The sequence below is a fragment of the Cellvibrio sp. KY-YJ-3 genome, assembly GCF_008806955.1.
Taxonomy (GTDB): Bacteria; Pseudomonadota; Gammaproteobacteria; order Pseudomonadales; family Cellvibrionaceae; genus Cellvibrio.
The window spans coordinates 2,742,746-2,757,845 of the sequence record NZ_CP031727.1; the positions used below are offsets into that span (position 1 = coordinate 2,742,746).

9 protein-coding genes are annotated in these 15,100 nt (G+C 43.7%); all 9 read right to left on the reverse strand.

The genetic code is table 11. From position 1 onward, the window contains the following. Positions 1-23: 23 nt before the first annotated feature. Complete coding sequence (locus tag D0B88_RS11535; protein WP_151057306.1) at positions 24-1,202, reverse strand: glycoside hydrolase; 1,179 nt, start codon at positions 1,200-1,202, stop codon at positions 24-26. Continuing rightward, positions 1,202-2,878 (reverse strand): sodium:solute symporter family protein, encoded by a 1,677-nt coding sequence (locus D0B88_RS11540; protein ID WP_151057308.1) that lies wholly within the window; start codon positions 2,876-2,878, stop codon positions 1,202-1,204. Before D0B88_RS11540 ends, D0B88_RS11535 begins: the two co-directional genes overlap by 1 nt. 64 nt (positions 2,879-2,942) lie before the next feature. Further along, positions 2,943-4,208, reverse strand: coding sequence for a family 16 glycosylhydrolase (locus D0B88_RS11545; protein ID WP_225318342.1), 1,266 nt, complete (start codon positions 4,206-4,208; stop codon positions 2,943-2,945). Between the two features lie 806 nt (positions 4,209-5,014). Next, a complete protein-coding gene (locus D0B88_RS11550) occupies positions 5,015-6,463 on the reverse strand; it encodes a carbohydrate-binding protein (protein ID WP_370452431.1) in 1,449 nt (482 codons plus the stop codon). Between the two features lie 424 nt (positions 6,464-6,887). After that, the gene (locus D0B88_RS11555) at positions 6,888-10,187 is read right to left on the reverse strand and encodes a carbohydrate-binding protein (protein WP_151030839.1); all 3,300 of its coding nucleotides are present in this window, start codon (positions 10,185-10,187) and stop codon (positions 6,888-6,890) included. A 332-nt stretch (positions 10,188-10,519) separates the two neighbouring features. After that, positions 10,520-11,779 (reverse strand): NAD(P)/FAD-dependent oxidoreductase, encoded by a 1,260-nt coding sequence (locus D0B88_RS11560; protein WP_151057312.1) that lies wholly within the window; start codon positions 11,777-11,779, stop codon positions 10,520-10,522. Positions 11,780-11,841: 62 nt separating this feature from the next. Further along, on the reverse strand, positions 11,842-12,150 hold the full coding sequence (locus D0B88_RS11565) for a 2Fe-2S iron-sulfur cluster-binding protein (protein WP_151030841.1): 309 nt from the start codon (positions 12,148-12,150) through the stop codon (positions 11,842-11,844). Between the two features lie 51 nt (positions 12,151-12,201). Continuing rightward, positions 12,202-13,371, reverse strand: coding sequence for a cytochrome P450 (locus D0B88_RS11570; RefSeq protein WP_151057314.1), 1,170 nt, complete (start codon positions 13,369-13,371; stop codon positions 12,202-12,204). Positions 13,372-13,595: 224 nt separating this feature from the next. Beyond that, positions 13,596-15,026 (reverse strand): carbohydrate-binding protein, encoded by a 1,431-nt coding sequence (locus D0B88_RS11575; protein ID WP_151057316.1) that lies wholly within the window; start codon positions 15,024-15,026, stop codon positions 13,596-13,598. Between the last annotated feature and the right edge of the window lie 74 nt (positions 15,027-15,100).

Below are 15,100 nucleotides of genomic sequence, written 5' to 3' on the forward strand. Positions count from 1 at the left end.
AATTCTATGTTTTAAAATTTAGATTATGGATTGGATTTTCTAGCTTTTATTTGATCGGGGCTTAGACTCTGATAGAAATATACCTCAGGTTTATGCACCAGATCTGTTTCTTTCATGTCAGTGTTATTGCTGTCGGGGATTAAATTACAATCAAATCTGCCGAGAAAGCTGAATTTTTTATCAGATTTTTCTTTGTCGCAAAAATGTGCTAGCCCCCAGCGGATTCCTTGCCCATTACCGGAGTCATCAAACGCATCTGGCACATAGGGGCCTGCTGCAATCGGCATTAAAGAGCTGACAGCCGCTAAGCTAAAGTTCACGCCATCTTCTGCATATTGAATCGTATTGTTTTCATTGCCATTGCGTGTAGCTAAGGCAGCAATACCTTTTTTAAAGGGGAAAAAACATGTTTCATGCCCTGAATTTAATACGGGGTTTAAGGCGTGTTTTTTAAAGGGTCCCAATGGTGATTCTGCGATAGCCAAACCATTAGCCACTAAATATTCAGGCCTATCACCAAAGGCGGCTTTGTAATAAAGATGAATTTTATTGTTATAGATAAGTAAATAAGGATCATGAATGGAGTATTGATCCCACTCACCGGGTGCACCATTAGGTACCACCACATTGCCGCAGGCTTGCCAGGGGCCATTGGGTGAATCAGACATCGACATGGTTACCGGGCAGTGATCACCCTTAAGTCCACTTGCTTCCATGAACGCCTGATAATAAAGATAGAATCTACCCTTCCAAATTAGAATGTCAGGAGTGCTCACGGAGCGCCAGCCAAGCTCAGGTTTTTGTGGGCGTTTGATTGCCACTCCTTGTTCTTGCCAACTAAAGCCATCTTTGCTTGTCGCGTACCATATTTCTGCTAAATCCCAATCTGTTGATGGAATTTCATCGCTACATTTAAGCGGCCCTTGGGGTGCTGCGATGGTGTGACGTTTGGTATACCAAACATAAAAAATTTCATTGTGTTTAATGATTTTAGAGGGGTCTCGACGAGAAACTCTCCCTGTATCACCTTGGTAATCAAAACCTTCTATTCGCGTATATTTAAAACTGCTGAATAGATCATTGTCCTCTGGGCGAGGGCTTTGGTAATTATCATAGAGTCTACTCATTGCGGCACTTAACTCACGCTTAGGGCGCTGTTGAGGAATGTCCCATGGAAATCCGCCAGAATCTTGGTCGCTCATTAATTGCTCCTTGAAAACAATTTATCTTTACCTAAAAGTATCAGAGCAATTGCAGTAATAGCTAAGCCCATGGTGGTAATAATAAGGGTGCCAGTTTCAGCTGTTACACCTAAAATAAACATCGTTAAACCCACGGCGGAAATTCCAATAGCAATCACCCGAATACCGCGGTTATTTTCAGTTGTGTTTTTTGTTTCTAAGTTGGAGGAGTTTTTTTCATGAATTTTTTCAGCTGAAAATTCGCCTATCTTTTTATGACCAGGCGCTTCGTAGCCACGCACTCTAAGCCGCCATTCAAATATAGCTAGTAGGAGCGCAGGCAGGAGCACGCCTAATAACATTTCTTCTGTGCGATTTAAGGTGATATTGAACAGAGTGGGGGATATAAATTTAAAAAAGATATTGACAGATAAGCTTATGAATGTGGTTGCCAAAATGCTCGCGCCAGTTTGAAAACGAGAAAATAACAACCATACCGGAGGCAAAAATAATGCGCCTCCCGTTAGTGCTGCCATGGTCATAACTACATTTACCACACCGCCTAAAAAGGGCACCAGTAGTGCAACTGTAATAGTGCCAAACCCTAATAAAACAGTGGCTAGTCGGCCCACAAATACTAAATGACTTTCTGATGATTTGGGTCTAAGAATACGGTACACATCATTGGTGATTACGCCTGCAGTAATATTTAGTGCAGTATTGATTGAACTTGAGGTTGCGAAAACCATACCTGCAACAATTAACCCTAACATGCCTGCCGGTAAAACTTCTTGGCACATCAATAAGTAAGCTCCCTCGGCTTCACTGAGGGATAAATTAGGATTTATCAAACGATAAGCCATAGGCGCGATCATCCAAATTAAGGGGCTAACCAAGTAGAGTGCGGCAAATAACCATGCTACTTTTTTTGCGTCTTTAGGTGTGGATACACAGGTGAAACGTTGAATGTAGGCCCAGTTCCCAGCAATAAAAAATAAATTAAATAATCCAAATGCAAAGATGAATGACCAAGTAAATTCGCCCGCAACAGGTGCAAAAAAATCCTCTGGCGCCTGTTGAATAAATTCATTTAATCCGCCAATACGATCAAGCGCTAAGGGTACTACAATTAATACCGCCGCCGTCAGCACTACAAATTGTAAAATGTCGGTCACAATGACGGCCCACAAACCACCCACTGCAGTATAAGCGAGAATAATTAGCCCTAAAATAATAATGGTTTCAGTGATCGGAATGCCTGTAGATACTTGTACAATTTTAGCGACAGGGTATAAAAATGTTCCGGTAGAGAATGTGCTAATAATTAAAAATGTTACCGTATATACTTTTTGCACTCTTAAACCAAGCCGAATTTTAATAAATTCGGCTGCTGTTAAGACCTGAGTCGCCTGCCATTTTCCCGCGATAAAAAATCCAATTAAAAGTCCAGCTATACACATAGTCCATTGAATGGTGATAGCTACCCATCCGTAGCTATAAGCGATAGAACCCCAAACAACAAAGGTACCGGCGGAAAAAAAACTCATGAATAGCGATAAGCCACTCATCCACCAGGGCAGCGCGCCACCGGCGGAGAAAAAACCACTGAGGCTTTTCCCTGCACCGGAAAAACTAAGGCCACAAGACACTACAATAAACGTAAATATGGCAATGACACTTAAATCAATTACACCCATTTTATTATTCTCACTGATTCATCCCCACTAGGATCTCCCTCGGCAGAGAGATCGCATAAGTACATTATTTTTTACGTGTGTAATAGCGCACATAATCAATTTTCATACTGGTACCATTGATGGCGTCGGTAACGGGCCCGGCTATTTCAGCTTTTAAAATAGCCAAGCTAAATAATATTGTCTGCTCACTGAAGCAAACATCATTGCGCATGCTGTAATACAATTTTCCATCCATATAAAAATGGAAATAATCTTGGTCCCACGCCATGCCGTAGGTGTGCCAATCACTAGAGTAGTCAGCAACATCGGCGGCATCATACTGGCTGATAAGCTTCCATTTTTTTCCGTCAAAATATTCAAGCGTATAGTCGGTAATTAAATTGCGATATTTTCCTAGTGACGGACCGCTTTCTTGCAGCCAACCATTGGTGAATTGGATCGCTCCAATTTCCTTAGGGGTGTCCCAACTCAGCTCCAACCATTTGAGACCATGCTTGCCAGACACCCAACGTGTATCTAGACGATTATCAATTGCAAAGCTTTCTTTTGAGGGGAGCTTATCGAATACACCACTGGTTTTGAGATTGGTATCTTTGGCAAGCGCATAATTTGTAACACTTGTTGAGTCCAATGGGCTCATTACATTGGGATATTTGGTCGCAGGGGGGAATACTTGAAATTCATGAATGTGTATTGATTCTGGGCTAGTGCTACGCAGACGAATTTTGGTTGTTTTGATCGGGGCCTTTAGCACAATGTTGTGTCCCGGCTCGCCATCTAAGGTGTGGTGCAATTGATTGTCATCATGGCTTACCTGACCATTGGGCAGAGTATAAGTATCGGTCCAATTGTGCACATTGGTATTAATGATATTGGGATAATGGCCTTCATTAATGTCGATTTCACAAGCCTTTTGTCCTGCCGCAACCCCTTGTTTCGGCCATAACCAAAATGAATTATTCGTACCGTAGGCACCGGCATATTTATAACGCGCCTCAAAATACCCATAATGGAAAGTTCGTTTGCTCCAAATGTTTCCCGTGGTCCAGGGCTGCGATTCTGCACGAGTCTCTTTTTTACTCAGTAATTCAAGTACGCCATTTTTCACCACTGCGTTTTCACGCCAGCGGCTACTCAACACCCACTCATTTTCAGTTGCACCATTCTGACTGATCCAATTATTCTCCAAATCCGAGTTTTTATAATTAAATTCGTCGCTCCATTCAAGCTTCCACTTTTTAAGGTCTAACTGACTTTCTTGGGCGAGTACTGTTGATGATGCCAATACAACTACCAGCATATTTATAGTAAAAAAACTTTTTTTAACCACCGGTTAACCTCGCATTAATATAAAAATATAGTAACTGAATTAATTGAGCTGAAACCCTATTGTTAGACTTATCATGGCGGCGCTGAACGCAGGTTCATGGCATAAATCTTCACAAATGCACTATTTCGAATAGCGAATACTTACCTTAGTGTGTTGGCTCTGCTCAGTTGACACATAATTTTATGAAAAATTTATATTTTATGCGGGAGCTCCCCTGATCCTGTATGGAGTAGACTTAGATAAGAGGTAAGGTTTAGCTAGAGAGTAAGATATTTATGCATATATCCATATGTATTTTATTGTTGGGTAAGTCTCATTGCGCCGCAGGGTTCAAAAGGTCACGTTAATATCTTGGCCTGTGTAGATGCTCTACCATGCGTTTCTTATTTTTACGAAAGTTGTAGCACTTATGATTGATATTCCCATAGATACCATTCTTTTTGTTTTGTTATCGATATTGTCGGTACAGTTGATCTTGGTGGTGCTAATTTATTTTTCATTGGTGAGTCTTCATCAGCATGTTTTCTGAGGCAGGCGATAAACTTAGCCGTTTGCAGATAAGGGAATAAACATTGGATATGGAGAGTTCTGGTTTTTATGGAGACATAAAAATTTTAATGACTTAAAAATAACACACAGAGATAAATAAGGGTTCATCGTTGATGAAGCACTTAGGTGGTAGGAGTTGAAGCGTTTAAAGAAACTCTAAAAAAAGCCCGCGCCTACAAAATAAATCTCTATCCTGTTGGAGCGGGTCAGTTATTTTCCAATAAAATAATGGGTAATTTCTACGTGTGTGAAATTTACTAGGGTACTAATTCAAATTTATCCGCGTTCCATTCCCATGTAGATGCGGTAGTACCCGCACTGGCCACACGAATGGTATGCGTGCCTTTGGTGAGTGCGATTTTGTTACTTGAACTTATTTTTTGAAAGTTATCCCAACTGCCGTTATTCGGCACAGCTTGGGTTAATACTTTTACGCCATCTACGGTCACTTCCAGTGCGGCGCCAGTCATAGGTGAACTTACGTAAGCATTAAAACTGTAGTTACCATCGGCAGCTACATTCACGGTGTAATTCGCCCAATCGCCACGTTGATTGTAATTAACCGCGCTCACGCCATTAACCGTGTAGATTTTAAAACCATCGTATACACCGCCTGTTGCGGCAAAATTTTCGGCTTGTAAGGTCATGCTTACGGGTGTGGGAGTAACCGGTGAACCTATAGGATCACTGCCTACTTTGGTCACTCGAATTACATCACCATTCCATTGCCATGCGCTGGTGCCTGTGCTTTCAATACGCAGAGTATGGGTGCCTGCGCCAATAGACAGATTATTGACAAGTGTGGTTGTAGTGTATGTTTCCCAGTCGCCGGTTGTGCCCAGGGTAATTGTACCCACCGCAATACCATCAATGCTCAGTTTTGCACCAATGCCGCTGGTCATAGGTGATGCGGTAACAATTTCAATTTTATATTGGCCGTCTGTTGGCAGTGTGACTAAATAATCGCCCCAATCACCAACAGAATTGTAATTAATATTGCCGCCGCCGGATTTATTGAAACCGATAATGGTATCGCCCGCTACCGCACTGGTTGCTTTACCGGTATCAAAATAATTCGCGAAATCGATGGTTTGTGTAGCGCCACTGGCAACACTGCTGTTGGCACTAGAGCTTGATTGTGCACTAGAGCTGGATGAACTACTTGCAACACCATCGACCAACTTGTAAGTATTAATCCAATCAACGTACATGGTATTCATTGAATCATCGTTGAGTTGGCTTTGAACAGCAAGGCCACCCAGCCAAGAAAAATCGGCAGTCCATAAATCCCAAATAATATTCATATCTCTGGTGAAATCCCGTGCAGAAACAACGCTACCTGCAGGATAACCATTTAAATAAAATTGAATATTTCGGGCATCTTTTTGCCATACACCGAACGTAAAATAAGCCTCGTTCCATCTAACCCCTTTTCCTGGCGCGCCATCCGGCAGGTTTCGGTTATCAAAGTTGCCATGGGCTCTTTGGGTATCGCCATTTACAACATGAAAATACTGAGAGTTCATTTGCCATGGAAAATTAGGCTGACAGTTACACGAAGGGTTAGGATTGTTTTCGATGATGTCTATTTCATCGCGATTGTTAATGTCCCCGTTATTCAACCAAAAGGTGCTGTACGCAGAAATGTTCGCGCTTTTAATTCTAGCCTCTGTGTAGTAAGGATATTTAATTTGTGCATTAGACATTACCCGAGAACCATTAAACCACCTTGCACCAGTGCCAAGCGTTCCCTTGATCCATAAGTTTCCGTTTGAAACACCAGAGTTTTCAGCCACCATATTAACGGGTTCGCCATAATTCCATAAAGGCTTCTGCCATTTGCTCGTGTCAAAGCCACTATTAAAATCATCCGAAAGATTACTTTGTTTCTGCCACATTTTTCCCGCAGGAGGCGTTGGTTGAGCAAAAATGCTGGTACTGAACAATGTTAGTGTCAGTATATAAAACAACTTTCTTTGTGTTAATTTTTTCATTTTAATGTTTTCCTCTTTATTATCTATTAACTGCATTTAAACATTGCGGGATATTATCCTGCTCTTTTAAAAGGTATAAAAATTCCCGCTTCAATCAAGAGGCGGGAAAATACCTCAATTTAATTTTTATCTACATTTAATTTACTGGCACAAACTCAATGCGGTCTGCATTCCATTCCCAAGTTGAAGCCGTGGCGCCTGCAGAAATAATACGCACGTTGTGCATACCCTGCGTGAGGCGAACACTGTTGCTGACTTCTAAGGCGGCAAACACATCCCAATTGTTATTATTCGGTACTGTCTTTTTCGCGACCGAAATGCCATCAACTAATATCTCTATCGCACCACCAACTTGAGTGGTACCCAAATAAGCATTGATACGATAGTTGCCGGTTGCGGTGACATTGATGGTGTAGTCAGCCCAGTCACCGCGTTGGTTGTAGTTAACTGCAGCTACGCCCGTTGCGGTGGTGTACTTTTGTAGGCCTTGATAGGCGCCGCCGGTAGTGGTGTAAGACTCGGCTTGAACCACTATCGGAGTTGGAGTAGCAGATGAGCTAGACGCGGCTGATGAGCGTGATGAAGATGTTGCCGCTATTTGAGTAAATTCAATGCGATCTGCATTCCACTCCCACGTTGAGGCAGTAGTGCCTGCCGACACAACGCGCAGCGTATGAGTGCCTGCACTCAACTGCACACCGGTGTTTAGGGTTAATGGCACAAACGCATCCCAATTATTGTTATTGAGTACTGTCTTTTTACCGACCGAAACATTGTCGATGAAAAGCTCAATTGCACTATCCGCTAGTGTGGTACCTAAGAAAGCATTAATTGTGTAAGTGCCGGCACTGCCGATAGTGAAACTGTAATCAGCCCAATCACCACGTTGGTTATAATTGATTGCCCCAATACCATTTGCAGTGGTGTATTTTTGGAAGCCTTGATAAGTGCCGCCCGTTGCAATGAAGTTTTCTGCTTGCACAATCACTTTAGCGCCTATGCCACCAATGCTTGATGCAACTGACGAATTAACGGCTGAGGATGGCGCAATGGATGACTTAGCTACTGAGGACGGAGCTGCCGATGACGTAGGTACTGACGATGCTGCAACGGAAGACTGTGCCACGGATGAGCGCGATGACATTGTTGATGCACTTGCCGCTGAACTGGAAGGAGAATTTGTGCCGTCCAATAATTGTAAAAATTGCGCGCTGTGACCAAACCACTGCCATTCCGATGCGCCCGCACTCATAATTTTCACCCAATGTTTGCCTGGGCTTACTGTAAAGGTAGTTGGAAACCAATTTTCAAAGTGTGCATCCCAATCGCCTGAAATATTATTTAAATTTTCAGACAGCACTTCTTCGTCATCAATAAATACTTTTACTCCGGTGCCAGTTTGAATAGGCGTGCCAGCACTGAGCATAAAACTAAATTTACCGCCGCTACCAAAATCGATTTGATAACTACCAAACTCACCGCGAGTATTGTCGGTGATGGCTGATGGAAAACCTTTTGTACCCCAACCCACAGCACTCGCTGCATAGCCTTCAGCAACGGTCGCATTGCGCCCGGTGGTGCTAAAGTTCGCAAGCGTGATGCTATTTTCACTGCCCACTTCAACCAATTTAACGCGCAGCGTGAAAACGTTACCCGGTAAATCTGCATGAGTGCCGGTTAATGTAACTTCACCTGATGCGATATGGGTAAGGCTACCGGTTTCAGCATCATAAGTTTGTGCAGGAACTATCACGCCGGAAGCAGTCACTGTTGCGATTGCGGGGTTGTCAGAAACCCATTTAATATTTTTGTTGGTGGCATTACTTGGCGTGATGATGGCATCAATCACGTGGCCGTAATGCGCGTAGTAGTAACGAATATTGTCAGCTGCTGCGCGATAAGGGCTAAGACGGCGCTCAGAAAGCACTAACAAATCCGTTGTTTTAAAATTCACTGCAGTGGCTTTTACCGGGTTTTGGGTACCAGATGTTGCGCTGCCAATATAACTTTCGACCGTGCCAAAGGGTTTGCTATGTTGTTGTAAATATTCTAATGGTTGATTGGCACCTTTGCCGTTTTGATGACCATCTCCATCGCGAGCTGCAACGCGCATGCTGTAGCGTGCGTTACCGTCTGCTTGAATTGCACGCCAGCCTTTACCGTTGTGATTTTCGAGGGCGTCGGTTGTCCATACACGCACATAATCAATTTCGTGGTCATGTTGTAGTTCAGCTGGAGTGGGCAAGCCAAACCAATCGGGCATGGTTTCGGTGTCGAGCAAAATATACAGCGGAGTATGGTGATAACGGTTTTTCATCGAACGAATTAATTTACCATCTACATACCAGCGAAGTTCATCTGGACCCCAATAGAGTCCATATACGTGGAAGTCGGCAGCAAAATCTATGTCGGCTTTCCAGTGGCCGCCGTTTTGTAGCCCAGCTGCATGGGGCAGCAGATCATCGCCACCTTGCCAGCCTTCACGACCGCAACTTTGACCAGAAGCTTTTTTACTGAAAATACGGTGATCGTCACCTTGGTATTCAAATACCCAAGTATTCATATTGTAATAAGGGGCCCATTCAGGACGGCGCCCCGCTTGTTCGTATACATCGATTTCAAGATTATGGTCTACCAAGGCTTTGGTAAATACTCGCTCGCCTTTGATGTAGCGCACATCTTCCATTGATTTTGAATACAACCAAAAAGCACTAGAACCGACCCCTACTTTAGAGCGCACCTCAAAATAACCATAACGCACAGGTGTAGCGTTCATGGCGGTGGCTGCGCTCCAACCATTCATAAAGTTAGCGTTCAAAAAACCATAAATTTGCGACTCTACTTTTTGTTTAAGGCTGAGTTTTAGTAGGCCGCTTTCCTGGCGCACATTTTTTGGCAAAAAAGGCGCTGGCTCACGCCCGCCCCATGTGTGGTTATTAGTCACCCATTTACCGGTGCTGTCACTTGGGCTTTTAAGTACATCTAACGTGGCTTGATTAAATTCATCACTTGCGGTTGGAACAAAACGCCAACCCGCTTTGTTGCTCAAATCAGACAGCGGGAAGCTTTGTGCGGCGGGAGTGTTATCGCGCACTATGGCTTCTGTAGCAGACCAAGGTGAGCGAATACGCATATAAGGGTATTCATAGGCTTCGGTGACTGAGTGGCCGTCTTTATCCCAATAGGTGTTGAGATTCCAAGGGGAACCATCGCACTTGAATTTATAAGACCAAGGATCACCGCCACTAAAGTCATCGGCTTTGGCTGCTGGGTTTTCTTGGTCCCAATAATTGACACTTTCAACGCGGTAATCGTGGAAGTTACCTTCCCACGCAGTAGATTTTGCTGCATACGCGGTGGGTAATATGGCTGTACTTGCGGCAATCACAACGAGTGATCGCGCCACACAGAATAGGGGGCGAGATAGTTTTTTCACAGTTGGCTCCAGGTATTATTAATTATTAACGCCGGCTGCCAAATGCTTCATTGAGGTTAAAACCGCACGAGGCAAATAACCAACAATTAAATGTTGACAATTGACAGGGGCTGACACTGTAAGCCACATGCAGGGGGTAGGGCAAGTAATTGGTATTTTTAGGCAATAAAATGCTACTCAGGTAACATTTTATTGCTTTTGAGGGGGTTGGGGCGGCAGGTAGTTATCGAATATGGATGTAATCAATTTCCCATTGGCCACTTTCACTCGCGCCGATAAACTCAATGCGCAGACGTTTCAGTACCGCATGTATGCGCGCTCATCAATAATACCTAACCTGTTGTTAGTAAATTTTCTTGTGTTAATTCGTACTGAGAATTAGCAAGGTTGGTTTTGTTAATTTTGCTATTTGTTTTAATCAATTTGGTTCCGAGAACATATGCTTTGGCATTGTTAATTGCATCTACCGCCAGCAATTCATCCCCTGCAAAATACCAAGTGGAAAATTTCTGTTCAGTGGTGTTTTCGCGCCGAATTATGATTTGATCATAACCACTGGAGAGCCCTACCATTTGTAATTTTACATCGTACTGATCCGACCAGAACCAGGGTAGGGCATTATAATGTTGCGCTTTACCACAAATATCCAGCGCCGCAATTTTGGCTTGATCGACAGCATTTTGTACCGATTCCAAACGTATGTGACGTTGATAGTGTGGATTAAAGTGATAGCTGCAATCGCCAATGGCATAGATGTTTTCGTTGCTGGTGCACGCCTGTGCGTTGACACAAATGCCGTTTTCAATGGTTAAACCAGCTTGTTCTGCGAGGATTTTATTGATCCGCACCCCGACCCCCACAATAATAATATCAGCTAGATATTCTGCACCGTCGCTGGTATGCACTTTATTAACGCCAGCATCGGTGGTGATGGCACTGACATTTTTCTCGGTAACAATTTTTACACCATGAGCTTCATGCAGTTGTAAAAAAAAGGCCGACATTTCAGGGGCGGTGACACGGGCGAGAATGCGATTTTCACGCTCTAGTACCACCACAGATGCGCTCAATTTTTTCAGCGAGGCCGCCGTTTCCAAGCCAATATAACCACCGCCAATAATCACAACACGTTTGTTTGAGCTGCTGTGAAGAGCCGCTTTGATGCCAAGGCTGTCTTCCAGATTGCGCATAAAAAAAAGATTGTGCGCATCAGTTAAGCCACTGATCGCCGGCACTATAGGGCTTGCGCCGGTCGCTAGAATTAATTTGTCGTAATAGAGTTCATCACCACTATAGGTAGAGATTTTTTTTGCCTTAGCATCCAGCTGGGTGACTGTAACTCCCAGCAATAATTCGATGTCATCTTGTGTGTAACTGGCTTCTGGCTTGAGCGCCAGTTTTTCGATTGGATCATTGCTGGTGATATAAGTTTTTGATAGTGGCGGGCGGTGATAGGGCAGCCTTGGGTCACTATCGATAAGTACAATTTTTCCTGCCCAGCCCTCTTTGCGCAGTGCAAAGGCGGCGTTAACACCGGCGTGACTGGCGCCGACGATAATACAAGTTGCTGTTGTAAGCGGATGCTTAGTCATAGCCTTTAACCCACAAATAATTGTTTATTGTTGTTTGAATGTTGTTGATTGGTTTGGATTGTTTAGCCAACAACTTCGAGTACCAAGCCATCTACCTGAGGGGTGATTTCAATTTGGCAACACAAACGACTGAACTCATTTACATTGTCGTCCAGCTCCAGCATGTCTTTCTCAATGTCACTGGCAGCGGTTAATTTACTGGCATGCTCTGCTGGAACATAAACATGGCAAGTTGCACAGGAGCAAACGCCACCACAGTCGCCGCCAATACCTGGAATGCCGTTGTTAACCGCCAGTTCCATTGCATTGCCTGAAGTTGCCTCTAAAGTGATGCTGTCTTTACCGGGAGTAATAAAGGTAATTTTGGCCATTTTGGTTTCTCGTGTAAAAATGTTATATTCAAGAATTGTTCGAGTAAGAGATTATTTTGATAATTGCAGCTGCAACTTGTGGTAACCCACCTTGCGCTGAAATTCACCCCAGTTTTCAATATTTTCCTGTGCATCACCTAGGGTTATTTTATCGACTTGTTGGCACAGCTCATCCAACAGAATTTGCATGATTACCCGCGCGTGAGTTGCACCAAGGCAATTGTGATGACTAAAACCAAAACCGACGTGCGGGTTTAATTTACGATCCAACACTACCTCGTTGGGGTTTTCAAAAACGGTTGCATCGCGGTTGGCGGAGGCCCAGCAAAGTGAAATTCGGGTGTCGTTTTTGACTGCATGGCCACAAACTTCACTGTCTTTAGTCGCAACTCTTCCCATATGGGTGAGTGGTGAGAAATAGCGAATTAATTCTTCAATTGCACGGTTATGAATTTCAGGTTCTTTGCGTAAACGTGTCAGCGACTCGGGGTTTTCACCCAAGTAAGCGAGAGTATTGGTGACCATATTAATTACTGTGTCGCGACCGCCAGCAAAGGTGAGCACAATGATGCCTTTAATTTCGTCGTGAGTTAATTTTCTGCCCTGTAATTCAGTGGCTAATAAAACGGAAAAAATATCGTCACTGGTTGATTTTTCTGCCGCAGCGATTTTTTTATCAATATAGTTATAAAGTACCTGAGCTTTGCTGCCATCTAATGGATTATCTTCACTGCGGAAAACGTGTGTTCCCCAACTGATAAATAAATCTGCTTCTTCATAAGGAATGTTGAGCAATATGGTTAATGCTCGGGATTGTAAGGGCAGCGCAAAATCGTAAATGGCTTCAATTGAATCCTGTTGTAGAGATTCTTGCACCAATGCCGAAATTTGTTGGCGCAACGCTTGGCGATAAGTTTCTTCAAGTGGCCGTTTAAGCCAAGGCTCTAAAAAAGCGCGGTAATCGCCGTGTAGGGGCGGGTCTACTTCAAAGGGAACCTGGCGAATATCGCGAATGTTGACTTCGGACGGCACCACAATTCTGCCGGGGGTGGCAGCGGAGCTAAAGGTTTTCCAGTCGTGCGCACATTTGCGTAAATCTTTATGGCGCAGCACCATCATCACCGGGTCATTTTGATCATCAATAAACCCAACGCCTTGCTTTGCGCGAGCTTGCTCAAAAGGGTCGGGAATACCAGTGTGATTAAACGGGCACTTACTCATGGTGGGAGTCTCCAAGCGATCATTGATGGCTTTTATGATAGAGCGGAGACCTTGCGGCTAATACACAGATAAGGTGAAAAAGTATCAGAAATTTGACATGAACTTCAATGGACTAGTTGAGCTAATACAGAGTTGCTTGTTCGCCGCGAGTAGTAAAAACGACACTTTCAACGGCTAGCTGAAAGTGTCGTTAATTTATTCAATATAGCAATTTATTTAACATTTTACTCTTTTAAGAATTCATCAAAAAATGCTTTGGAGTTGTTAAGTGTTAAGAATCCAAATATCCAGGCATTTTCAACGCAGTCGGAAAAATCAAAACCACCGGCTTTAATTGAGGGGTTTTCGTATCCGCTGATATTGTTGTTTGCATCCGCAACTCGTTGCGCTTCACTCCAGATATTGCCTACACCAACATCGGCTTTTGCTCTCTGCCAATCACTACCGTCTTTGGTGTTAAATCCCGGTGTGCCGTTACCCGTTGAATTGCCGTCTGCAATTTTGTTGTATTGCGCGGTATTTTTCACATAGGTTAAATCGGCGGGTGTTGTTTTATCTTCGTTCCAGTTGCTGTGTTGTACAACATGAAAGCGCGTTTTCAAATTAATACCGGGATTAGCCTGCTGAATGGCTCTGAGTACATCGGCGGTAAAATCCGATTGACCCGCTTCTTGTACCCAAATATCGCCGCCGGCATTCAATGTTGCCAACGCTTTTTGCGTGACGTTATTAACGGCAGCATTCCAATTGGTAGAAGCGTTAGACCAATTGCTTCCAAACGCTAAGTTAAAAAGTTGTGGCGCATCTATATAGCGGCCACCTTGAGTGCCGATAGTTCCAGCTACTGCATGGTATTTCACATTATTAAAGCGTGAATCGCGCAACATGGTGGCTAGGGCAGCAACTGCGTGCACATCATCTAGATCAGGTTTTTGATCGAAGTGGGCGAGCAATAAATCCTTGGTTGTATTGAATTTTCCGAGAATGACATTATCCACTGGTGGATTGTTGGTGTCTGGTTCTACTTTTTTAATGTCGATCCAATTGATGTTGAATCCACCTGTGAGCATATTTAAACGCAGCATTTTTTTGCCTGCGGTCAGACTTTTTTTAGCCGAGCTGAGTGTTTGCCAGCTTTGCCATCCGCCTGTGTTTGGAATAGACAGCGTGCTACCCAACAGAGCGCCATCAATATCAATACTGAGTGTGCCGGAAGTATCGGGCGATGCAACGCGGAGTTGAAGTTGGTATTCGCCTGAACTAGTGATATTGATGGGGTATTCCAGCCATTCTCTACTATTAATCCAGCCGATATTGAGGCCACCGCCAGTGTCAGTTGTCGCTTGAATATCAACATTGCCGGATTGCCCTTGTCCGCCTTGATTGCCGGGTGTTGTATCAAATGCTGTAAAAAAATCCTCTGCCTGAATGTTGGCTGGGACATTAGTGTAGTTAATAGTGGGGTGGCCAAAACTGTCGCAGCGCAGTTCGCCGCACATGCAAATACTAAGGCTGGATTTGCTGTTGGCACAATCTGTCGCAGAGCTGCCGTAGATGTTTTTACACTCGCTAGTAGTGTTGCACTGATCCTGTGCCAATAATGTGCTTGAAAACAATAATGCAGAAATAGAAAAACAAAATTTTATTTTATTCATGTTTATCTCCTTTTAGCTAAAGCTGACAGTAGATGGGTGTGTTTGAATAGATGTAGCGGAAGCCGCTAACAGAT